Here is a 24,179-nt window from a genome sequence, read left to right as displayed (position 1 = left end):
CCCGCATTGAAAATGCGGGTTCGGGGGTAATTCTGTTCTAGAACGACGTACACCCTATCCCGCTTCCCCTTTAATAAGAAGAAGACCAAGAAGAAGGGTAAGGAGACCAGCCACATCACGAGGCAAACGCATAATCGCGTTTATTATTCTTGCTTTCATAAAGCCATGATGTGTGTTGACGTGTTTCATAACTTATTATTTAAGACAGGAGAAAAAAGGAAGTCAACATATTTATTCGGAATCTGACAGGAAGAGAGAAAAAACAAATTTTCTTTTCTCGTCTAGGGAGAAGATCCGATAAAATATTTTGTAAAAAGGCTCTCTTTATCTTTTTTCTTGTGAGAAGGGTGGAGGATTGTTAGCCTTGATGGCCGATGGTCTCCAACCATTCTTGTTCATTAAGAAGCAAGATATGCGCTTCTCCCGAATCGTTAAGAGTTTGGGCTTTTCTGGCTTTGGAACCAGCCTCGGTTCCAATAACGACAATATCGGTTTTTTTAGAGATGGTGCCAGTGACTTTAGCACCTAGCTTTTCAGCTAAGGCTTTGGCCTCCTGGCGGGTCAGGGTTGTAAGGGTACCAGTAAATACCACGGTTTTACCCGCTAAGGCAGACGATTCTGGTAAGGTATCGTCGATAATCTCTTTCATACAGGCGGCAAGGTCACTCAGGGTTTTTCTGTTATGGGGTTCCAGAAAAAAAGCAACCAGCTCCTCGGCAATAGAAGGCCCAATACCAGAAATAGAGCCGAGTGTCAGCCTGGCCTCTGAACCGGTGATACAAGCTTCTAGCATTTCTTGAGACCAATGCGCATAGCTGGTGTAGTGACGTGCGAGGAGTTGGGCATTTTTTTCGCCAATACGGCGAATGCCAAGACCATAAATAAAGCGAGAAAGGGGGATAACCCTGCGGGCTTCTATATTTTCAATAAGGTTGCGGGCTGAAAGGCTACCCCAACCTTCGCATTGGGCAAGGTCTGTTTCATGGTGTTTAAGCTGGTAAATATCAGCAGGGGTGTTCAGCCAGCCCCTTTCATAAAGCTCTTTTACGGTTTTTTCTCCCATGCCTTCAATGTCAAAAGCATTGCGAGAGCACATATGGATAAGCCGCTCAACAATCTGGGCCTGACAGGTAAGGCCACCGGTACATCGCCTAACCGCTTCACCAGCCAAGCGTTCTGCACGAGAGTAGCAAACAGGACATATAAGGGGGAAGACAAAAGGAGTGGAGCGTTGACTGGCTCCAAGAGACATATTTTCCACAATTTGGGGAATAACATCGCCTGCACGCTGTATTTTAACAGTATCCCCAACACGAAGATCTTTGCGCTGAATTTCATCTTCATTATGCAAAGATACTCTTGAGATCAAGACTCCCCCCACATTGACAGGTTCCAATTTTCCCACAGGCGTAAGGGCACCTGTTCTTCCCACTTGAATATCAATTTCTAAAAGATGGGTTATGGCCTGTTCTGCTGCGAATTTCCACGCAATAGCCCAGCGAGGGTTCCGCCCAACAAAGCCCAGGCGATTTTGAAGGTCGATGGCATTTACTTTATAGACAACTCCGTCAATATCGTAATCAAGGTGAGAGCGTTCACGTTCTATCTCTTGCTGGAATAGTTCAGCATCCTGGGCGTTGTGAATTTTTCTCAGAAGGGGGTTAACATGAAAGCCCCATTTCTTGAGTTGTTTAAGATAGGCTTCATGGGTCTCCCAGGTCATTTCCCCGGAGTTAAAGCCAAGCGCATAGGCAAACATATTTAAAGGGCGTTTGGCAGTAATAGTGGCATCTAGCTGCCTAAGTGAGCCTGCGGCCGCATTGCGGGGGTTGGCAAAGAGTTTGTGCCCATGCTCAGCTTGTTCTTGGTTGAGGGCTAAAAAGGCCTGTTTGCCGATGAAAATTTCTCCACGAATTTCTATAAGCTCTGGCGCTTGCCCTTTAAGTTCCTGAGGAATAGAGGGAATGGTGAGCAAATTGTTGGTAACATCCTCCCCTTCCTGGCCATTACCGCGGGTTGTACCATAGGTAAGCTTGCCGTTTTTGTAGGTGAGATTAATGGAGAGGCCATCAATTTTGGGCTCAGCGATAAAGGCTAGCGTGGTCGTGAGGGTTTCTTTTGATCCCAGAAATTTCGTTATACGGTCTATAAACAGCTCAAATTCATGCCGGTGGAAGCAATTTTCCAATGAAAGCATGGGGATGAGGTGAGGTTTGCGTGCCAGCGATGAGGTAGTAGGAAGGGGGGCTCCCACTTTTTGGCTGGGGCTATCGGGGCGGATGAGATGAGGGAAAGCCTTCTCAATATCCAGATTTCTTTTAAAGATGGCATCGTAATCCTTGTCATCGGCAAGGGGGGTATCATCTTGATAATAGGCCTTGTTAAGCTCAGAAATTCTTTGAGCAAGTTCTGCCAGTTCTTGACTGGCTTGCTCTTCCGTAAGATCGGAGAGGGCGGGGCGTGGAGAGTTAGTCATTTTGGGATTTTTCGATAAGGCTCAGGGCTGCGGTTCTGGCTTCTGCTGTAATCTGTTTGCCAGAAAGCATCCGGGCGAGTTCCTCAATTCTATTTTCTTGAGATAAAAGCTGGGCCTGTGTTTCTGTATTTTTTTCTGTCATGGTTTTACTGATGTAAAAATGGTGATCAGCACGAGCAGCCACCTGTGGGCTATGGGTTACAGCGAGCACTTGCACAGAGCGGGCTATTTTGTAAAGCCTTTCCCCAATGGCTGAGGCGGTAGCCCCTCCAACACCTGCATCGATTTCATCAAATATGAGGGTTGGTACGGCCGATTGCCGGGCAACAACAACTTTAATAGCGAGCAATAGCCGAGAGAGTTCCCCTCCAGAAGCAACCTTTGCCAAAGGTGCTGGGGCTAGCCCGGCGTTAGTAGAGATTAGGAAATTAACATATTCCTGCCCTTTGGGTCCCCAATCTTTTTCCGAAAGGGGGGTAAACGAGACCACAAAATGGGTTCTCTCTAACTTTAGGGGTTTTAGCTCAGCAATAAGAGCTTTTTCTAGCGTTTCTGCTGCCTTTTTACGTGCTTGGCTGAGCGTGTCTGCAAGTTGGCAATAGTCCAAACGCGCTTGGCTGGCCTCAACTTTAAGGTGTTCAATATGCGCTGAGCCTGTATCGAGAAGGTCAAGCCTATTCTGAAGCTGCTTTAACAAGGTTGGAAGTTCTACGGTACTCGTATTATGTTTTCTGGCAGCAGCCCTAAGGGCAAAAAGGCGTTCTTCTGTCTGTTCCAGCAGTTTCGGATCTGTCTCAGCACCGGTTATCATATGGGTAAGGATATTTTCTGCTTCTGCCAGAAGGTCTTGGGCTTGTTCTAGTGTGTTAAGAACCTCTTGTAAGGGAAAAGGTGATAAGGCCCCATCCGTAGTTAAAGGTACCACTTCTTCCGTATTTACAAGCCGTGATAGGGTTCGTGAGGCATTATAGAGCGCAGTGGAAGGCGCAATAGTACGCCGATCTTCTGGGGCTATTTCTTTAAGAGCCTCGTGAATGGTCTGAATTTTTTTTTCAGCTTGTAACATATGCTGTCGTTGGGCAGAAAGAATGGCTTCCTCTTCGGGGTGTGGGGATAGCCTTTCTAATTCTTCCACAGCACTTCTGAGCCACTCCTCTTCTTCCAGACTTTCTTTTAAGGCGGTTTGCGCAGAGAGGAGTTCAGCCATTTTAGTTTGCCAGTCTCTGTAGGCCACTCCAACCTGTGAGCATAGAGCCGATAAATCGCCAAATGTGTCTAAAAGTTCAAGATGTTTGCCCGTTTCTGCCAAAGCGGTTTGACCATGCTGGCCTTGGATATCGATGAGGGTGGACCCTATAAGTTTGAGAAGCTGAACACTGACCAAGGAATCGTTAACAAAGGCGCGTGAACGCCCATCTTGGGTAATAATACGGCGAATAACAATGGGGTCTTGGGTAAATTCGGCAATAATACCATGCTCAATCAAAGTTGAAACGAGAGGATGTTGGGGGGGAATATCAAACTCAGCACTAACCTGGGCTTGTTGGGCTCCTTTTCGAATGAGGCCCGCTGTGGCCCTATCGCCTAAAATAAGACCTAGACTATCAAGCAGGATTGACTTACCTGCTCCCGTTTCTCCAGAGAATACAGTGAGCCCCTCTTCAAAAGTAAGATCAAGTGTCTCTATTAGAACGACATCTCTGATTGAGAGGAGTTTTAACATGATAACAATATGCCAAAGGTGCTTTAAAACGCTGTATCAAAAAATATGAAAAGCAAACTTAAGAAATAGTGTAGAGCAACCTTTATGGTAAAGTAAAAACACCTTACTGAGGAAAATTATGGGGGATAAAGGCTAAGGAAGGCAATAGAATGAAAAAATATCTCCTCTTTTCAATCCAAGAACTAGAAAACCTCACCCCATAGATGAGAGAAAAAATCTTCTTCAGGAGCTTTCGGTGTAGGGGCCTTATTACTCAGCAAGTTATTGTCTTTCATTACATCGTAGGCATACCGATACCATGGGCTACCCGGGTAGTTATAGCCTAATACACTGGCTGCTTTACGGGCTTGTTCTGTAAGGCCCAAATGGAGGTTGACCTCTACAAGTCTGTAAAGGGCTTCAGCAACATGGTTGGTTGTCTGAAAATCAAGAACAACGCGTTGGAAGCGGTTAAGAGCGCCCCCATAAACTTTTTGTTGTGCATAATAGCGGCCAACAAGCATCTCTTTTCCTGCGAGGTGATCACGACAGAGGTCAATTTTCAGCTGCGCATCCCTTGCATAAGATGTTTGGGGAAACCGCGTGACCACTTCGTTTAATGCTGTCATGGCATCTAGAGTAATGCGCTGATCGCGTTGCACATCGGGGATTTGTTCGTAAAAGCATAATGCCCGCAAATAATAGGCATAAGCAGCATCGGGGCTAGTGGGGTGAAGCTGAAGAAACTTCTCCAAGATACGAACCGCATCTGGGTAGGACCCTTGTAGATAGTAGGCATACCCTTCCATCAGCTGGGCATTAGCAACATAACCAGAGTAGGGGAAATTCTGCTGGAGGGTTTCAAATAGCTCAATAGCTTGCTCATAGCGCTCAGAACGAAGGGCGTCTATTCCATTATTGTAAAGGGTTTCTGCATTTCCTTGAAGGGCGGTTTGATGCTCTGGATCCTGCTTAATACTGTCTTCATCAGAAGAACATGCTGTAAGGGCTAGCACGGCTAAAAGAGGAAGAAAGGATTTGGCTACAGAAAAATTTTTTATGGCTTTATTCCTGGGGCGCTGTGCAAAAGAATGAGACACTGTTATTTTCCGTATGATATTTGTATAGAGCTGCTTTTCGAACCATTTCCTTCTTCCTTTACCATGAAGTTATAAAGAAAGGAAATCCCAAGACAGAGTTTTGCTACAAATCCTTACAGTAGTTACAAAAACAACACGTCTTTTTTAGTTTGTCAGGAGGGCATTGACAGGTGAGGGTTTTTGCTTGTCTCTTGGTGTAGCCGTAGGAATAATACGCCAGGCATCGGGTTTGGCAAAAAGTGCTCGTAACAGCTTGTTATTTAACCCATGGCCTGATTTGTGGCCAGTAAAATAGCCATGAATGGGCATGCCTGCCAAGTTGAGGTCGCCTACAGCGTCCATGGTTTTATGGCGAACAAACTCGTTGGGATGCCTTAACCCTGTAGGATTAAGAATTTTATCATCATCTACAACAATAGCATTATCAAGGGATCCTCCAAGAGCCATACCAGCGTCATAAAGTTTTTCTATCTCATGCCGTAATACAAAGGTACGACAATTGGCAACTTCATTACGAAAGGAATCTGCGGACAGATTAAGGACAAAGCTTTGCTGTCCAATGGCAGGGGCTGAGAATTCTATCGAGAAATCCAGTGTAAGACCCTTATAGCAATGGTTGGGACGAATTTCAGCATAGGCATCTCCATCTTCTACCCGCACCGTCTTTAAAATTTCCATATAGGGAAGAAAGGCCTCCTGGTGGGTGATACCTGCACATTCCATAAGAAAGATAAACTCTGAAGAGGATCCATCCAGGATGGGAATCTCAGGGCCATTAACGTCTATGGCAGCATCTGTAATACCAAGACCACCGAGAGCAGCCATGATATGCTCAATAGTGGCCATTTTTATAGTAGGCTGTTCAGGATTGGCGATGACAGTGCTGAAATGCGTTTCAACCACATTGGAGTAAATGGCCGGAATCTTTAAGGAGTGGCGCAGATCAGTCCGTGTAAAGGTGATACCATGGCCCACAGGGGCAGGGTTGAGTGTTAAAGAAATCTTCTTACCGCTATGTAAGCCGGTTCCTGTACAGCAAATGGAAGAAGAAAATGTTTTAGCCTGAAAAGTCAGCGGAGAAAGCGGTGACGGAAAAGCAAGTTTAATGCGCTGTTGAGAGGTATAAGAAGAAGATAAACCAAGCTCATCAAGAGTGGCTAAGGTTGCAATGCTGTCCACGGTATAAATCCTCCTTAAATGATGTTAAGGTTTGGAAAGACAATATAGCATTTACGACAAGTGTTTTTTAAAGTTCTTCAATTGTCTATCTTTTCTTATCCATCAATTCATACCATCTGTTCGTTTCTAAAGAAAGGCAATGCACGGTAAAACATTATTGCTAACTGTTACCAATGGACCGTACCCCTATAGAGAGAACGCCCATCCGTGCGGAATGGACATCCTCCAAAAATCGCTCTTAAAAAAGCGTGATATAAATTTTAGAAATGCTAGAATGATTTACGGCGTAGAAAAGCTGGTATTTCCAAGCCTGCATCATCACTGTTCGGTTGGAAATGCCCAGGAGCGTTCTCGCTTGTGCCTTTATTTATAGAAGGCTCTGTTTTAGGGGCCTCTCTTTCTCGTGGGGGTTGTGGAGGGGGCGTGTTGAGAATGTTTCTGCGCAGCGCTCCTGTTACAATCCCAAAAAGGCTACGAGAGGGTGCTGCAGGAGGTTCAGCATCTCGGGCAGTTTCAGAAAAGAGACCTGAACGCGGTGGAACCGAAGCATTTTGCGTTCCTGATTTTACAGGGATGCTGTTAGGTGATGGAGCATGATAAGGATTAGAAGCCAAACCTGCTGCCTGCGGGGCATTTCCTCCAGAAGAATAATGAGAAGCCTGTTGAGAAGGTTCAGCTTGTTGGTGCAATGGGGTAGCGTGGTGCTGTACCCCTGTATTATTAGAAGGAGCCTGTGGGGGAGGGTTGCTCACTGGTTGAGAGGAAACAGAATGCCCAACATTCCCTTGATTTGGTTGAGCAGTTGTTGATAGAGGCTCAAAAAAGCCGTTTTGGGAAGCTGGTGGCGTTTGGTAATAGGTCGTAGATGCTTCCTGTACGGGAGAAGTTTCAGCTTCTATGGGTTTGGTTGCAACACTGGGTGGGGGGGTGTCTATCCCTGTTGCGACAACAGAAACCCTGACCTTTCCTTCAAGCCGATCGTCAATGGCAGACCCGAAGATGATATTGGCATCTTCTGCTACTTCTTCGCGGATGCGTTCGGCTGCTTGCTCTACTTCCATCAGCGTCATGTCTTCGCCGCCCGTGATGTTGATCAGAAGCCCCCGTGCCCCTGCCATAGAAGTATCCTCGAGGAGCGGGTTAGAAATGGCAGCTTCTGCAGCCCGGATGGCACGATTATCCCCATCAGCTTCACCTGTTCCCATCATGGCTTTTCCCATTTCGGCCATGATAGTACGGATATCAGCAAAGTCCAGATTAATAAGGCCAGGGGAAACCATAAGGTCCGTAACACCGCGTACGCCCATATAAAGAACATGGTCAGCCATTTTAAAGGCTTCTTTAAACCCTGTTTTTTCGTTAGCCAGCATAAACAGATTCTGGTTTGGGATAACGATCAAGGTATCAACATATTGTTGGAGTTCTGCAAGGCCTGCCTCTGCAGCTTTGGCACGACGAATTCCCTCGAAGGAGAAGGGTTTTGTCACCACACCTACAGTGAGAATATCTCGCTCTCTGGCCATGCGGGCAATAACGGGGGCAGCCCCGGTTCCTGTGCCACCGCCCATACCAGCGGTAACAAAAACCATATGGGCACCTTCCATATGGCGTGCAATTTCATCGGCAGCTTCCTCGGCGGCAGCTTTCCCGATTTCTGGCTTTGCACCAGCCCCCAACCCTTGAGTTAGGTGTGGGCCTAACTGGATCCGCCTTTCTGCAAGACTATGAGTAAGTTGTTGGGCATCGGTATTGGCAACAACAAAATCTACCCCCTGCAGGTTAGATTGAATCATGTTATCAACTGCGTTGGTTCCACCACCGCCAACACCTATTACAGTAATACGGGGCGTAAAATCAGCATATGTTTGTTGTGGAATAGTTAAATTTAATGTCATTACCTGTCCCCGATAACACTGATAATGGAATAATCGAATAATTTATTTTTGTGCTATTTTAGAGAATTATACTATTTTTCTATAATAAAGAAACCTTTTAATGTGGACTATCACACTTTTTCTCTTAAAAAATCAACAATTTTGCGCATAAAACTGTTGGGTCGTCCATTTTCGGTAAAATCTATATCGGTTAATGAACGCCCAGCACCAGCAGCCCAAGCGAGCAAACCGGCTGCTGTAGAAAAATTGGGAGCAATGGAAGGATCACCTGGTAGACCAATAATTCCTTTGGGGCGCCCAAGGCGGACTTGCCTGTTCAAAATACGAGCAGCCAAGGGGCCAATTCCGTTCAGAAGGGATGCTCCGCCGGTAAGAACCACACGGCCATTAGCTGCTTTGCCTACACCGGCACTATCAAGTCGGTCACGGATCAGTTCCAGGGTTTCCTCTATACGGGGGCGAATAATAGAGATAATTTTTGAACGAGGCACATTAATAAGTTGTTCAACATAGTCGCCAGTCGTTTGTACGGGCAGGATCTCTAAATCGTCATCGGGGGAAGTTGTTGCACTTCCATAAAAAGTTTTAAGCCGCTCTGCTGAGGCAATAGAGGTGGAAAGCATGCTGGCGATATCACGGGTGATATGGTGCCCCCCAATACGGACTTGGGCTGTATGCAGAAGCTGGTCTTCTCCAAAAATTCCTATGGTGGTGATGCCTGCTCCCATATCCACTACAATCGCACCTAGGTCTCGTTCATCGGGTGCAAGCACAGATAGGCCCGAGGTCAGAGGCGAAGAAACAAGGGCTTCAATTTTAAGTTCTGCCTGCACGAGCACAGAAGCAAGGTTTCGTAAGGCCATGGAAGAGGCATCAATAATATGGAGGCTTGCAGAAAGCTGATCACATTGATGGCCCCTTGGGTCTGTTACACCGATCGTGTCATCGACTGCAAAGCCCAGAGGTAAGGCATGGATGATATCCCGGCCTTCAGTTGTAGAACGGATCAGGCCTTCATTAACAATCCTACGGATGTCAGCTTCGGTAACAGCTCGCCCGCCTACAGGCCAACGCAGGTTAAAGAGCCGGCTTTCAGGCTGGCCACAGGAAAGGTTGATAAAAACCTTTTCCAATCGCCGTTCAGCAGCTTCCTCTGCTTGACCTACGGCAGCCCGAATGGCTTTTTCTGCGTCTTTTAAATGGGTAATGCCCCCTTGTTTAACCCCATGTGAACGATGCCAACCCGCCCCTAGTATGCGCAGGTTTCCGTTTGGCTCACCCTTGCCAATAAAGCAACATATCTTACTGCTGCCAATATCTAATACGCCAAAAGTTCCTGGGAGCCATTTCGGGTGTGTCGGGGGATCATCAGGTGGTGTTATTTCTGATGAGAAACGAGATCCTAAAATGGCTAAGGCTTTATTTTTCGGAGATCTTACGGCTTGTTTTTGGAAATGCCCTGACTTTTTTGAGGGAGGTGGAGTTAGTGCCAGCTCATTCATGGAAGCCTCTCATTTCTTTTTGTTATCAATTTTTGGTTCGGGCATGATAGATTTAACAATACGAACAGCACAGAACGTTTACTTTAACCATTATAAGCCAGTTTAACGCTCTTGAGAACAGGAAAAGTCAGGCTCGAATGTTGACGAATAATAAGGCGATCGGGAAGGCGCATATCTATTACCGAAACGGGTCTGTCGAGGAGCTTGATGGTATTTTGAAAGTCTGTCAGGCGTTTAAGGGCTGCCTGTTCTTCAGCTTCTGGTAAGTAGATGGTTGTGCCATCACGGAGTTGCAAGTTCCATCGTCTTTCGCCAATTCTTATGGCGGCCACGACGCGGTCTTTAATTTCGGGAAAATTGGCTAGTGTGTCTATCAGATCGGCGGCAGCAGTGTTGGCATCATTCCCCACAACAAGGGGTAGGCGCATATAGGCCTGGGCATCTTTTCCTGTCATGCCTTTATCGGCAACGATTTTACCACTTCGGTCGATCAGCATAAAATGTCTATCATGCTGCCAGACAGCATAAGGGGAACGTTCTATCACAGTAATAATGATACTGCCTGGCAAGTGGCGCTCGACTACGGAATGATCAATAAAGGGGAGGGTATCGATTTTTTTTCGAACACCTTCTACAGAAATTTTCAGAATGGAATCACCTTTATGGATATTGGCTGCCTGAAGGATTTCGTCATCAGAGGTTAGGGTATTCCCGTGGATGGAAATATTGGAAACATGAAAGGGAAGTAAGTTACCGAGCTTATCCCGCAGGGCAATCATGGGTATATCCTCGCTAGAGGAAAGGAGGATATAGGCCCCACCGGCAATAAGCCCACAGAGTAAGAGGAGAATGGCCAATGGCTGAAGCATGCGCTTTTGTCTACGCATGAACAAGGTCAAACGAGAGGGGCGGTCGTTTAGGTGATTAGGGTGTTGGCTTAGGTGCGGCATAGGGCGTTTTCCACCATCCAGCGGCATAGGGCTGAGTAGGGAATGCCACAATAAGCTGCCTGCTCTGGTAATAAGGATGTGCGTGTCATGCCGGGCTGGGTATTAACCTCCAGGATGACTAAGTTTTCTTCACCGAGGGTATCATTATAGCGAAAGTCCGTACGGCTGCCACCACTGCATCCCAAAGCTTTATGAGCCTTTAAGGCATAGTCCATGGCCTGGTTGAAGATAAGGGGTGGAATACGGGCTGGAAGGAGGTGAGAGGAGCCTCCCTGTTTGTATTTGGAGCCGTAATCATAAAACTCATGGCCCTGGCTGGACGCAGGGGTAATATCTGTGACTGTCAAGGCGCGGTCTTGCAATACGCCAACAGTGAGTTCTCGCCCTGGGATAAAATCTTCAATGAGAATTTTCGGGCCATAGTGCCACTGGCTTATGGCAGCTTTTAGCTCTTCCGGAGAATGAATAATACTGACCCCGATTGATGAGCCTTCATTAATGGGTTTCATCACAAAGGGGAAACTCAACGGAACCTGCTTTAAGAGCTCTTCGGGGGTATATAGGCCCCCTTTGGCAACTGGGAGGCTGGTTGCTGTAAGAATCTGACGGGTAACAGCCTTATCCATAGCCATGGCTGAAGCCAGAATGTTTGAATGAGTATAGGCAATCCCCATCCATTCCAAAACCCCTTGAAGGGCCCCATCTTCTCCATAGCGTCCGTGGAGAGCATTAAAGACCACGTCGGGCTTTTCTTTCTGCAGGAACTCTACAAAGGGCAGAAGAGTATTGTGAAGGTCAAATGAGATCACACGGAACCCTTCATGTTCCAGGGCTGCGATAACATTCTTCCCACTGGAAATACTGATTTCACGCTCAGAAGAACGGCCACCATAAACAACACAGACACGGGTGAAGGATTTGTTCATGGTTTTAGAGCCCCTCTTTTTGGTAATGGCCAATACGTTTAATTTCCCAGTGGAGGGTGATACCAGAATTGTTTTTGACTTTCTCTCTTACCGTTTCTCCTAAGGTTTCGAGGTCATGGGCGGTGGCATTGCCCGTATTAATCATAAAATTACAGTGCAGGGGGCTGATTTGGGCATCTCCTAAAGTGAGTCCTCTACAGCCTGCTGCATCAATAAGCTCCCAGGCCTTTTGAAGGCTTTCTTCAGGGAGTGGGTTGCGGAAGGTTGACCCCCCGGTACGGGAGTGAATGGGTTGGCTTATTTCCCTCTGATGGCGAATATCTGCCATTTTTGCGAGAATATGGGTGGAGTTTCCCCTTTGGGCGTTAAAACAGGCTTTGGTAACAACGGCCCCTGCTGGTAAACTAGCATGCCGATAGGCAAGATTAAGGTGGGCAGCCTCCAGGCGGATAATTTTTCCTTCCCGGGTTACGAGTTCTATCCATTGTAAGATACTGGCAATATCGGCCCCATGAGCTCCTGCATTCATGGCAATTGCCCCTCCGATAGAGCCGGGAATACTACAAAGAAACTCAAAACCGGCCAAGCTTGCTTTTGCCGCTGTTTCAGCCACTGTAGAATCCAAGCATGCGGCCCCGGCTATGAGTCCTTCATCAGTAATCTTGATATCGGCAAACCCTTTAAGAGGGCGGATAACAACGCCGTGAATTCCGCCATCCCGTATAATAACATTCGAGCTTGCTCCCAATATGGTAACAGGAATATCGAAAGGAACAGTGGCCATTAGGAAGGAAAGGTCATCAACATCTTTGGGATGGATAAGGATATCGGCCTTACCACCCACACGAAACCAGGTTTGGGCCCCCAAGGGGGTTTCCGCTTTTATACGTCCCTTCAAAAGGGCAAGCTTCTCTAGAAGGTCGGCAATCCATGAGTGGGGAAAGGGTTCTGTTTTGATGAGAGGAAGGACAGGCACGAATTCCTCCTATAGTTCGGCTTTAACATGGCTGGGATGCGAAGCCTGTTGGAGAGCTTTAAGCTGCTCAGGAAGAGCCTGAGCCCAGTTGGTAATACTTCCAGCGCCCAGGCAAATAACAAAATCGCCAGGTTTGGTTATAGCGGCAATCATTTCGGCAAGGTGCTCTGGGTCGGGCAGTGGGACGACAGAGCGATGCCCATGAGCACGAATTCCTTCAATAAGGCTGTCTTTATCGATCCCGGATATGGGTTGCTCTCCGGCGGGATAGATATCGGCTACAATAACGGTACTAGCGTCGTTTAAGCATGAGCAAAACTCGCTAAACAACATTTTTACCCGTGAATACCGATGGGGTTGAATAACGGCAACAACATTTCTGGCCCCTGCCTGCCTGGCCGCCTTGAGAACGGCTGCAATTTCAATAGGGTGATGGCCATAATCATCAACTATCGTCACTCCATTTACTTCACCTGTACGGGTAAAGCGTCGTTTAACCCCTTTAAAGCTGGCAAAGGCTGAACGGATCGTGCTATCGCCAATTTCCATCTCCACGGCTACAGCAATGGCAGCAAGGGCATTTTGGACATTGTGGTTCCCCAGCATTGGCAGCCGAAACGGCCCCATCGTGCGGGACTTTCTGGTGATGCGGTTTGTTGCAGTCACTTCAAAAGTGGCCCCCAATTTATCGGTAATGAGTTTTTCAGCTCGAATATCAGCCTGAGGTGAAAACCCATATGTAATAATCTTATGATCAGAAAGATGAGGGATCATTTGTTGAACAGAGGGATGATCAATACATAATACAGCAAACCCGTAGAAGGGGATGCTGGAGACAAACTGGTGATAGGCCTCCTGCATGGCTTCTGCTGTGCCCCAATGGTCTAGATGCTCTGGGTCCATATTGGTGACAATGGCAATAACAGCAGGTAATCTGAGAAAAGAACCATCACTTTCATCGGCTTCTGCAACCATCCAGTCGCCAGTTCCCATACGGGTATTCGTCCCATAGGCTTCAATAATGCCGCCATTGATCACAGTAGGGTCCATTTTAGCCGCTTCCAGAACGGCAGCAATAAGGCTGGTAGTTGTTGTTTTCCCGTGTGTTCCGCCCACAGCAATAGACCAACGCAGGCGCATAAGTTCTGCCAGCATTTCCGCCCGCCTGACAACAGGAATAAAACGGCTGCGGGCCGCTGCCACTTCAGGGTTATCTTTCTGGTTTACCGCTGTTGAAGTCACAACGACTTGAGCATCTCCCAAATTCCTCTCATTATGGCCAATATGGATAGGAATGCCCAGCTTGCGTAGCCTTAATACGTTGGTGTTCTCATGCAGGTCAGAGCCTTGCACCTTATACCCCAGGCTATACAAGGCTTCAGCAATACCCGACATACCAATGCCGCCAATGCCAACAAAATGGATAGTTCCTATGGAAAGAGGGATTGCGCGCATGAGATTTAAGAACTCCTTGAGGAATGGGCGGTGGTTGAGTCAACCAGGTTTGCCAGCTGTTCGGCCGCATAAGGATGGGCATGTTGTCTTACGGCATGGGCAGAAGCGGCCAGATCATGAGTATTAGAAAGGAGTCTGACTAAAAGGGGATACAAGGTTTCATAACGAAATTCTGTTTGGGGAAGCACCCACCCAGCTCCATCTTTTTCCAAGATGCGGGCATTAGCTGTTTGTTCATCGTTGGCAGCAATGGGGAGGGGCACAAAAATGGCTGGTTTGCCAGCAAGCGTTAATTCTGCGACCGAAGAGCCTCCTGCTCTTCCAATAACCAGATGGGCTTTACTGAGCAGCTCTGCAATGTTGGTAAAAAAGGGAGCCGTTGTGGCATGAATACCTGCTGCTGCATAAATGCTATTAACCTCTTGTATATCCTCTTGTCGGACCTGTTGGGTAACCATAAGGCGCTTGCGGAGGTGATCGGGCAATTGACAAAGAGTTTGGGGGACCACTTGGCCAAAAATACGAGCTCCCAGGGAGCCTCCCCAAATAAGAAGCTGAATGGGGCCATCCTCTGCTGGTGGCGTGTAAGGGGTATGGTAGAGTTGGGCAATATCTTCCCTAACGGGCATTCCTGTTAAGGCTGTAAAGCATCTTGCCGGAATATTATTGACTTCTGGGAATGAGGTTCCGATGGCATCGGCAAAACGGGCCAAAAAGCGGTTGGCATGCCCAAGCACTGCGTTGCCCTCATGCAGGATAATGCGAATGTTCTTTCTGAGGAGGTAAGCCCCCAATAGAGGTGGGATAGAGGGATATCCTCCAAACCCTATAACAACCTGGGGGTGAGTGGCCTTTAAAATATTGCGGGCCTGTGCAGCGCCCACTAATAAGGCCAGGCCAGAGGAAATTTTACGTTTTAGACTATGGCCTGCAATTCCAGCTCCAGGGAGAGTAAATTGTTGGGAAGAGGAAAAAATACCGTCTTTTCTAAGCCCGGCTCGGCTATCAGTCATAAGGATTAATTCATAACCGCGCTGATGGAGGGCATTGGCTAAGGCTTCTGCAGGGAAAAAATGCCCCCCTGTTCCCCCGGCAGCGATAACGGCTTTACGCTCGCTCATAGTTTGACCATCCTTCGTTTACGCCCTGGGATACCCGTGTTAATGACGGTCTCTTCGTAATTGATGCGCTGTCTTGTTAAGGCCAGCAACATACCAATGGCCAGGGCAATAGAAATGGCTGATGAACCCCCATAGGAAATAAAAGGAAGGGTCATCCCCTTAGTGGGGATAAGATGCAGAGTTGAGCCCATGTTGATAAAGGCTTGCAAGCCAAAGCCTGAAACCAGGCCGGTGGTGGCAAGGATAATAAAGGGATCATCTTCTTTTAGCATTTTCAGTAAAGCCCGTACAACGATGAAGCAGAATAATAACACAATAAACAGGCAAACTAAAAACCCATATTCCTCTCCGGCAACGGCAAATACAAAGTCGGCATGGGCGTCAGGGAGCAAATCTTTAACCCGGCCTTCCCCAGGGCCCCGGCCCAAAAATCCGCCATTTCCAAAGGCTCTCAAAGCTGTATCAATCTGATAATGATCCCCAACATTGGGGTGAAGAAAGCGTTCAACACGTGAGCGCACATGGGGAAAGGCAATATAGGCCCCAATAAAGGCAGCGATCATACTGCCAACACCAATGCCTACAAATGCAAGGTTAAGGCCCGCCACAAAGAGCTGGATCATAAAAACAGCCGCAATAACTGATAGCATTCCAATATCGGGCTGGGATTTTAGCAGCACAAGAATAATACCAAAAAGCACACAGGCAATAATCATACCTGGGAAAAAAGATCGGTTTTTCATTCCCCCCAGGAGCCATCCTGTCACTACAGCAAAGCAGGGTTTTAAGAACTCTGATGGCTGGATAGACATGAAGGGAATGGCAATCCAGCGTCTAGCTCCTTTAATTTCAATACCATGGACAAGGGTTAGCGCCGTGGCAATAATGGCAAGGATACAGCCCAAAATGGCCAGTCGTTTTATGCCTTGCGGTGAAAGCAAGGAAGTCAGAAAGATGATGAGGCCCGCAAGGGTTAAAAAGATCACCTGCTTGAAAATAAACATATCACGTGAGGCCCCAATACGTGAGGCCACGGCGGGGCTTGCAGCCAGCATAAGGATATAGCCAAATCCAATAAGTATTCCCACGCAACCAAGGGTCCAGCGGTCTGTGTTGCGCCACCATTTGCCCAAAAAGGAGTCATCAATACGGGAGAGGCCTGACATTATAAAGAATCCGGTGGTTGTAATGGTACGTTTTTCATAGGGTGTAGCCCCATATGGGAAACAATTTCAACAAAACGTTCTCCACGTTCTTCAAAATTTTTAAATTGGTCAAAGCTTGCACAGGCAGGAGAAAAAAGTACTGTGGCAATAGCGTTAGCACTGGCATAGGCATAGGCAGCCTGAGTGGCTTGTTCCAATGTGCCGGAAAGGCTGAATTCAACATGATGTCTTGCAAGAGTCTGTGCCAGAATTTCAGCATCCTGACCGATCAGGAAAGCTTTGGCAATGTGAGGAAAAAAAGTCACTAGGCTTTCTATGCCTCCAGCTTTGCTTTGGCCCCCAGCAATCCATACCAGCGGGTTATAACAGGAAAGGGCTTTGCTTGCGGCATCGGCGTTGGTGGCCTTGCTGTCGTTAATAAAGTGGACACTGCCAACCGTGCCGGCCATTTGCTGGCGGTGAGCCAGACCAGGGTAAGTTTGTAGCCCTTTTTGAATGGCCGGGAAGGGAACACCCAAGCGGTGGGCCATCAGGCTTGCGGCCATGGCATTTTGGGCATTATGAAGGCCTGGTAAAGTTTTAGCTTCTTGCAGGGAGAGCACGGCCTGACCCTCATAATATATTTTCTGGCCATCTGTAGAAAGTGGAGCGGAAATCCTGGGAGAGGATGTCATTTTGACGATCTCTGAAAGGCTTGTTTTTTCGAGCTCTTCTGTGATTTTCAGACAGGAAGTGTCATCTTGGCTGATGAGAGATAAATCATGAGAGTTCTGGTTTTGAAAAATACGCTTCTTTGCGGCTGCATATCCGTCCATATGACCATGACGGTCTAAATGGTCAGGGGTAAGGTTAAGAAGGCAGGCGACATGAAAGCGCAGATCATACACGCGCTCCAGCATGTAGGAGGACATTTCCAGAACATACACCCCTTGATCATCCAGGAGTGGAAGGGAGAGGGCAGCAGGGCCAAGATTGCCACCAGCTACGGCAGGAATGTTATGGTGTTGCAGGAGATGGGTGAGAAGAGTGGTTGTGGTTGATTTGCCATTTGTTCCTGTAATACCAGCAAAGACCGCCGAAGAGCCACTTTGCCTTACCGCGCGGTAGAGAAGTTCTGAATCAGAGAGGATAGGGATTCCGCTTTCTCTGGCCATGGCGGCCACTGGGTGAGGTTGTGGAAGGTGGTGGGGAATGCCCGGGGAGAGAATAAGCCCATCCATACCGGTAAGGGTTTGAATGGGGGAGAGTGTTAACAAGGCAGAAATGCTCTTATCAGCAAGGTTGTTTTCTAAGGCCTTACGGTGGTCTGGGGAGTCATCCCAGGCTTGTACAAAAGCGCCCATCTGGGTTAGGGCTTGCACAGCAGCACATCCATTACGGCCTAGGCCCAGAACAGCATAACGCTGTCCAAAGAAGAGTGTAGGGGAAAATGATTTCATCTGAGTTTCAACGTTGCCAGGCCAATGAGCCCCAGTATAATAGAGACAATCCAGAAGCGGATAACAATTTTTGATTCCGTCCACCCCATTTTTTCAAAATGATGGTGAAGGGGCGCCATAAGAAAAATGCGCTTTCCTGTTCTTTTATACCAACTAACCTGTAGGATGACGGAAAGGGTCTCTGCCACAAAAAGCCCGCCTACAATACAAAGAACCAGCTCATGCTTGGTGGCCACAGCGACTGTCCCTAAGATACCCCCCAAGGCCAGGGAGCCTGTATCGCCCATGAAAATGGCCGCAGGGGGAGCATTATACCATAAAAACCCTAGGCCTGCGCCAATGAGGGCAGCACACACCACGCCTATTTCTCCCGAACCGGGCACGGCATGCAGTTGGAGATAATCGGCAAAAATATGGTTCCCTACCAGATAGGCAATAAGAAAAAAGACCAAGGCTGCAATAATCACAGGAACAATGGCTAAGCCATCCAAGCCATCGGTAAAGTTAACCGCATTGCCAAAACCTGTAATCACAAGCATGGCAAAAAGCGGGAAGAAATAAGAAAGGGGTAAGAGAAAATCTTTGGCAAAGGGAAAAGCCAGCTGGTTAGCAAGAGGGTCTGGCATAAGGGTTTGGAGCCAGTATCCTGCAATGCCAGAGGTTATGAATTCAATCCCCAGGCGGGTTTTTTTGGACAGCCCATCACTGCTGCGCTTTGCTAACTTTCTGTAATCATCTGCAAACCCTACAGCACCAAAAATCCCTGTAACCAGTAAAACAATCCATACAAACTGGTTGGAAAGATCTGCCCATAACAAGGTAGAACAAAACAGGCTAGCGAGAATAAGAATCCCCCCCATTGTGGGAGTTCCTGCCTTTTCGGTTAGATGTCTCTCAGGGCCAAGGGCTCGTATGGGTTGGCCTTCTTTTTGAATGGCACGCAATTTACGGATAACATACGGGCCAAGAAACAGGCAGATGGCCAGGGCCGTAAAACACGCCGCTCCTGACCTGAATGTAATATAACGTAAAAGGTTAAAGAGAGAGTAATGCGAAAGACCAAGAGCTTCGACCAGATTATAAAGCATTAGATAAGAATTCCGCCCCGATAGGTTTGAAGGAGTTTTTGAACGATCTCTCCCATACGGCTGGCGTTACTGCCCTTTACAAGGATAACGTCGCCCTTTCGTAGAGCTGGGAAAATATCGTCGATAAGGGTTTGTGCACTGGCTTGCCAGCCCCCTTGCAGGGAAAAGGGGAGTTTATTATAAAGATGTTTCATTTCTGGACCCGCACAAAAAACAAGATCAGCATTAGCCATAACGTCGGGGGCCAGGCTTTCATGTTCTGACTGTGAAAAAGGCCCAAGCTCACGAATATCTCCTAAAATGGCAATATGGCGGCGGTTTTTATAGAGCCCCAGGGTTGATAAACTATTGCGAATAGAGAGAGCAGAGGCGTTATAACTTTCATCTATCAACAAGAGGTCTCCGTTATTGAGGTTATAGAGACCGCCTCTTCCTTTTCCGGGCTGAAATTGGGCAATCGCTTCGCATCCTTTTCGTAGGGGAAGGCCACAGTGCCATAAAGCTCCTAAGGTTATCAGTGCACTATAGATAAGGTGCTTTCCACCAGAAGAGAGTGTAACAGAGATATTTTGCTCCCCAGAATGTTGAGGATCATGCTCAAGGTGATGGCTAGGGGAGGGCTCTTGGAAAGATTCTGGGCGATCTTTCGGGAGGTGGGCAATGAATTGGGAACCAGAATCCTCTAAAATGAGGTCAGTGGCATAAAGGTTAGCTGAGGGGTTAGAAAGATCAGTAGTGTAAAACTTGACATCTGCCGAGGGCAGGGAGGCTTTAAATACAGGGAAAAAATGCGGTAAGAATGGGACAAAGGCAGCCCCCTTGGAATGAAGAGCCTGTAGGAGAGAGGCTTTTTCCTGGGCAATTGCTTCCATATTGCCCATATGGCCGATATGGGCTGAGGCAATAGTGGTGATGATGGCAAGGTCAGGTTGTACCATCTGTGCCAGAGGAAGGACCTCCCCCTGATGATTCATGCCTATTTCGCATATGGCAAATTGAGCTTCAGCAGGTAGGCGTGCCAAGGTTAGAGGAACACCGATATGGTTGTTGTAAGAGGCATCAGCGGCATGGGAAACCCCATAGGCAGAAAAAGCCGCCTGAAGCATATTCTTGGTTGTTGTTTTCCCGACACTTCCCGTTACAGCCAGCATTGTACCTTTAAAACGTTTGCGGGCAGCAAAGGCAAGTTTTTGAAGCCCCTTGAAAGGATCATCAACCACCAATGCGGGGTATTGGGGGGTTAACGATCCGAAGCCATGAGCTCTGGAGTCATGTGCTACCATGGCGCAACTTGCACCCTTGGCAAAGGCCTCTTCCAGGTGAGCATGGCCATCCTGGTTTTCGCCTTTTAGGGCAACAAACATGTCTCCCTTGGCAAGGGTGCGTGTGTCAATAGATACGCCTGTAATAGGCGGACAAGGGGAGGTGTTGTTATGAAAGACCCCCCCCGTGGCCTGGCATAGGGCTTCTTCTGTCCATAATATGGTCATGGAGATCCTATTAGTGATTGTATGGCTTTAACATCGTTAAATGGGTAAACTTGGCCAGAGATAATCTGCCCTTCTTCATGGCCCTTGCCTGCCACAACCAGGATATCTCCAGATTTCAAAAGGGATAATCCTATTTCTATGGCTTTTTTACGGTCTGCTATTTCTATACCATCCGGTGCAGCCGCTAATATTTCCTTACGGATCCGAGCGGGATCCTCTGAGCGGGGGTTATCGTCAGTAACAATCACTTTATTGGCAAATTTATGAGCAATTTCCCCCATTAATGGGCGCTTACCGGCATCGCGATCACCGCCTGCGCCAAAAACGACAATCAATTGTCCCGCTGTATGGGGTCTTAAGGCTTGTAGGAGCCGCATAAGCGCATCGGGGGTATGGGCATAATCAACATAAACAGCGGCTTGGTTCGGCAGTGTTGCTGCGAGTTCCATCCGCCCCTTCACTCCCTGGAGATGGGCTAAAAGCGCTATGGGAATAGGTGTGTTGGTTTCAACAGCGCTACTTAAGGCGGCAGCCATGATCATGTTTTGGAGTTGGAAATGTCCTACAAGCGGTGTGATAAATTGATGGGTTTGCCCGTTAGCGCGCAAGTGAACCGCCTGCCCCTGGGGTAACGGCCTAACATTGAGAAGCTTAATCATCTCCCCTTTAAATCCCACCGTGTGAAGGGGTAGATTAAGCGAGTGAGCTTTTTGGGTAATGCGCTCTAATATAGAGGTCTCCATATCGGCATTTGCTATGACGGGGCCACCAACTTCTAGGTGTTCGAGCAAGCTTAGCTTGGCATTCAGATAATCTTCCACGGTTGGGTGATAGTCCAGATGATCGCGTGTAAGATTGGTAAAGCCCACAGTTTTAAAGGTAAGGCCATCCAGCCTGTGTTGAGCTAACCCATGAGAGGAGGCCTCCATAGCGAGATGGGTGATGGAATGCTCGCCCAGATAAGCCAGGATTTTGGCAAGGGTTACACTGTCTGGAGTAGTAAGGATTGGGCCGAAATCTGGGGCAGAAGTAAGGCCACCAAGACCTAAGGTGCCAAGGCTTACAGCATGTTTTTTTTCTTGCGTCCAGAGTTGTTGTAAGAAGGTTGCCGTGCTTGTTTTGCCATTGGTGCCCGTAATCCCTACGATGGTAGAAGGGATGTGCCTGCCGTAGAAGGTCATAGCCAGTTTGGCTAGGGTAGAGGCCGTGTGGTTGGTAGTAATGAGTAAGGTTTTGGCCCCAGAGGGAAGTTTTGTGCCCTCCTCTGCTAAAATGGCAGCTGCGCCAGCTTGGATAGCCTTGGGAATATATGTGTGGCCATCTTGTTTTGTGCCTTTAAGAGCAACAAACAGGAACCCAGGTTGTACATCGTTGCTGTTGGACGTTATGCCGGTGATATCGACATCAGTGATATCAACATGGGGTGTACCAAGCGGTAAAGGGACATGAGAAAAAAGGTGGTAAAGATCCATGGGCGTTGGGCCAAAGCTTGGGTTTTATAAAATATAAAAAGAGCACAATAATGGGCAGGCCACCCTTTGTGAGGGGTTTTTCAAGCAGCTGCTTTAATCGTCGGGGGGTTTTTGGTAAGAGATATTATGGCGAGAGAGTAGCTGTTGGGAAAGGGTGCGTGGGGTTGGCTGTTCTTTCTTTCCCATAGCCTCTTTGGGCTCTGGTTTGGAAGAATGCGGCTTACGCTTTTCATTTTTTAAACTTCTCTTGGCATTTCTTGGATCTCCCGGATCGTTACCAGGCCCAAGGGCCCTTATTCCTTTTGGCACAGGAGGGCGCAAAGGCATTGCCAAAGCAGCATCGACCGCTGCGGGGTTTTTGGTGTTGGGGAACATACCCAATATAGGCCCAATTCGTGAAACAATCTTCGATACAGTGGGGGCAGCATTCCATCCCGCTGTTGTCCAACCGTGGGTAGCAGGGGTAGGCTTAGGGCTGTCAAGCATGACATAAACAGTATAGCGGGGAGCATTCATGGGGAAAACCCCTGTAAAGGCCGAGATATTAACATGTTTGAGATACCCGCCATGGGGGCCAATTTTTTCGGCTGTTCCTGTTTTTCCACCAACGAAATACCCTGGAGATTCTGCGGATTTACCAATCCCCTTGGTGACGACCAGGCGAAGGATTTGCCGGAGATATTTAGAGTTTTCCTCAGAAATAACCCGCATTTTATCGGGCGTTTCTTCTGTAAGGCTTGTTTGTGGTAAGCGGGTTGAACCTTCATGAGCAGGGGGGCTCAAAGAAGCGATTTGGGTGTTGGCTGTTAGAGTGTCTGTAGATGGATTTTCTACTGTTGAAATCTCAGGATGATATGTATTGGGAGAAGTAAATGCACTTTCCTTAGAGATCAAGGTAGGTTTAACAAGGAATCCCCCATTTACGGTTGCAGCTGTTCCCCGGACAATGGCTAAGGGAGGTTCAGCGACACCGTGGCCAAAGCCAACTGTCATAACGGTAGAGATACCCCATCGGCTCTTGGAAGGAATGAGGGGGCGTGCTGTTTCAGGAAGTTCAATAGGAACACGATCAAAAAAGCCAAGCGTTTTTAACCATGCCCTTTGGCGTTCTGCCCCAACATCTAGGGCAATATGGGCAGCTGCGGGGTTAGAGGAATAGGCCATAACTTCTGGCAAGGAGAGCCAGGGAGCAAAGTGATCAACTTTTAAGTCAGAAATGGTAAAGCGTCCGACATGAATGGGGATAGTTGAAAATTTATCCCAAATATGGGCTACACCGAGTTGCAAGGCCATAGCAGCGGTTTGAAGTTTAAAGGTAGAACCAGGCTCATAAAGGCCCGTAGTGGCGCGATTAAAACGGGAATCGGGTGTGGCATGGTTGAAATCGTTGGCATCGTAGTCTGGTAAACTAACCATACTAATGATTTCCCCGGTGTTCACATCCATTACAATGGCGCTGGCCCCAATGGCTTTAAAAAGTTCTTTAGCAGCAAATAGCTCATTTCTTACGACGGTTTGCACTCTGACATCAATGGAAAGCCGCAAGGGGTTATGGTCGGAGTTGAGCCGGGCATTAAAGAAGCGTTCAATGCCAGCAACGCCCTGGTCATCAATGTCAACAGTGCCGAGAATGTGTGCAGCAATGGTGCCCAAGGGGTAGTGGCGGCGTTCTCCTGCCTCAAAATAAATACCTGGTATGCCAAGATCATTAATGGCAATTTCCTGTGCAGGGGTAATATCGCGAGCGATATAGACGAATTTTTTGTTGGAAGATAACCTTTTGACAGTTTTTTCTATATCCAAATTCGGAAGGATTTTTTGAAGCTTTAAGGCAATTTCCTGCGGGTCAATAAGTTCTTGGGGATTGGCATAAACTTGGGCTACGGGAAGGGAAATAGCCAAAATCTGCCCATTGCGATCGAGGATAGAGGCCCTTTTGACCTGAGGAGAGGCAAAATCACCGGAGAGTTTACCTTTGGGGTCGCTTTCTGGAATGGGGGGAACCTGGGGGGCAATTTGTCTTTTTTCTGGGGCAAGGGGTAAAAATACGGTGGCAATGGCAAGCTTCATGCTGATGGCAAAAAACAGACCAAAAAACCCCAGGGATAAGACCAAAAGCCGACCACGCATTTTATCCATTAAGGCACGATGTTTAAGGTCATGCCCTGTAATGCTGACTTCCATTTGGCTCTTGCTCGTTTTGCGTAGCCGAGCGGAGGAGGGGTGAGGTGTTTCCTGCATT

The 24,179-nt window shown here is 47.7% G+C and carries 17 protein-coding genes; all 17 read right to left on the bottom strand.

What is annotated here, in order from left to right; genetic code table 11:
- Window positions 1-358: 358 nt before the first annotated feature.
- The gene (gene ligA / locus JGUZn3_RS00885; protein ID WP_203413921.1) at window positions 359-2,476 is read right to left on the bottom strand and encodes an NAD-dependent DNA ligase LigA; all 2,118 of its coding nucleotides are present in this window, start codon (window positions 2,474-2,476) and stop codon (window positions 359-361) included.
- Window positions 2,469-4,199: a DNA repair protein RecN gene (recN, locus tag JGUZn3_RS00880; RefSeq protein ID WP_203413920.1), complete on the bottom strand. Its 1,731-nt coding sequence runs from the start codon at window positions 4,197-4,199 to the stop codon at window positions 2,469-2,471. Before recN ends, ligA begins: the two co-directional genes overlap by 8 nt.
- A gap of 182 nt (window positions 4,200-4,381) precedes the next feature.
- Window positions 4,382-5,239 (bottom strand): outer membrane protein assembly factor BamD, encoded by an 858-nt coding sequence (locus JGUZn3_RS00875; RefSeq protein ID WP_203414728.1) that lies wholly within the window; start codon window positions 5,237-5,239, stop codon window positions 4,382-4,384.
- Between the two features lie 183 nt (window positions 5,240-5,422).
- Window positions 5,423-6,457, bottom strand: a complete 1,035-nt coding sequence (gene lpxC / locus JGUZn3_RS00870; protein WP_238996845.1) for a UDP-3-O-acyl-N-acetylglucosamine deacetylase — start codon at window positions 6,455-6,457, stop codon at window positions 5,423-5,425.
- A gap of 269 nt (window positions 6,458-6,726) precedes the next feature.
- A complete protein-coding gene (gene ftsZ, locus JGUZn3_RS00865) occupies window positions 6,727-8,352 on the bottom strand; it encodes a cell division protein FtsZ (RefSeq protein ID WP_203413919.1) in 1,626 nt (541 codons plus the stop codon).
- A 110-nt stretch (window positions 8,353-8,462) separates the two neighbouring features.
- Entirely contained in the window at window positions 8,463-9,854 is a 1,392-nt protein-coding gene (ftsA, locus tag JGUZn3_RS00860) for a cell division protein FtsA (protein WP_203413918.1), read from the bottom strand.
- A gap of 83 nt (window positions 9,855-9,937) precedes the next feature.
- Window positions 9,938-10,804: a cell division protein FtsQ/DivIB gene (locus JGUZn3_RS00855; RefSeq protein WP_203413917.1), complete on the bottom strand. Its 867-nt coding sequence runs from the start codon at window positions 10,802-10,804 to the stop codon at window positions 9,938-9,940.
- Entirely contained in the window at window positions 10,792-11,730 is a 939-nt protein-coding gene (locus tag JGUZn3_RS00850) for a D-alanine--D-alanine ligase (protein ID WP_203413916.1), read from the bottom strand. The genes JGUZn3_RS00855 and JGUZn3_RS00850 overlap by 13 nt, the downstream gene beginning before the upstream one ends.
- A 4-nt stretch (window positions 11,731-11,734) precedes the next feature.
- A complete protein-coding gene (gene murB / locus JGUZn3_RS00845; RefSeq protein ID WP_238996844.1) occupies window positions 11,735-12,706 on the bottom strand; it encodes a UDP-N-acetylmuramate dehydrogenase in 972 nt (323 codons plus the stop codon).
- Window positions 12,707-12,715: 9 nt separating this feature from the next.
- Window positions 12,716-14,161: a UDP-N-acetylmuramate--L-alanine ligase gene (gene murC / locus JGUZn3_RS00840; RefSeq protein WP_203413915.1), complete on the bottom strand. Its 1,446-nt coding sequence runs from the start codon at window positions 14,159-14,161 to the stop codon at window positions 12,716-12,718.
- Between the two features lie 5 nt (window positions 14,162-14,166).
- Complete coding sequence (gene murG, locus JGUZn3_RS00835) at window positions 14,167-15,282, bottom strand: undecaprenyldiphospho-muramoylpentapeptide beta-N-acetylglucosaminyltransferase (RefSeq protein ID WP_203413914.1); 1,116 nt, start codon at window positions 15,280-15,282, stop codon at window positions 14,167-14,169.
- Window positions 15,279-16,448, bottom strand: coding sequence for an FtsW/RodA/SpoVE family cell cycle protein (locus JGUZn3_RS00830; RefSeq protein ID WP_203413913.1), 1,170 nt, complete (start codon window positions 16,446-16,448; stop codon window positions 15,279-15,281). Before JGUZn3_RS00830 ends, murG begins: the two co-directional genes overlap by 4 nt.
- Entirely contained in the window at window positions 16,448-17,887 is a 1,440-nt protein-coding gene (murD, locus tag JGUZn3_RS00825; RefSeq protein ID WP_203413912.1) for a UDP-N-acetylmuramoyl-L-alanine--D-glutamate ligase, read from the bottom strand. The genes JGUZn3_RS00830 and murD overlap by 1 nt, the downstream gene beginning before the upstream one ends.
- The gene (gene mraY / locus JGUZn3_RS00820) at window positions 17,884-18,975 is read right to left on the bottom strand and encodes a phospho-N-acetylmuramoyl-pentapeptide-transferase (protein WP_203413911.1); all 1,092 of its coding nucleotides are present in this window, start codon (window positions 18,973-18,975) and stop codon (window positions 17,884-17,886) included. The genes murD and mraY overlap by 4 nt, the downstream gene beginning before the upstream one ends.
- Window positions 18,975-20,465, bottom strand: a complete 1,491-nt coding sequence (locus tag JGUZn3_RS00815; RefSeq protein ID WP_203413910.1) for a UDP-N-acetylmuramoyl-tripeptide--D-alanyl-D-alanine ligase — start codon at window positions 20,463-20,465, stop codon at window positions 18,975-18,977. Before JGUZn3_RS00815 ends, mraY begins: the two co-directional genes overlap by 1 nt.
- Complete coding sequence (locus JGUZn3_RS00810) at window positions 20,462-21,937, bottom strand: UDP-N-acetylmuramoyl-L-alanyl-D-glutamate--2,6-diaminopimelate ligase (protein ID WP_203413909.1); 1,476 nt, start codon at window positions 21,935-21,937, stop codon at window positions 20,462-20,464. The genes JGUZn3_RS00815 and JGUZn3_RS00810 overlap by 4 nt, the downstream gene beginning before the upstream one ends.
- Before the next feature lie 93 nt (window positions 21,938-22,030).
- Window positions 22,031-24,178 (bottom strand): peptidoglycan D,D-transpeptidase FtsI family protein, encoded by a 2,148-nt coding sequence (locus tag JGUZn3_RS00805; RefSeq protein ID WP_203413908.1) that lies wholly within the window; start codon window positions 24,176-24,178, stop codon window positions 22,031-22,033.
- Between the last annotated feature and the right edge of the window lies 1 nt (window position 24,179).

Origin of the sequence: Entomobacter blattae, from assembly GCF_014672835.1 — a bacterium.
GTDB lineage: Bacteria > Pseudomonadota > Alphaproteobacteria > Acetobacterales > Acetobacteraceae > Entomobacter > Entomobacter blattae.
This window is presented reverse-complemented; position numbering and strand designations above follow the sequence as displayed.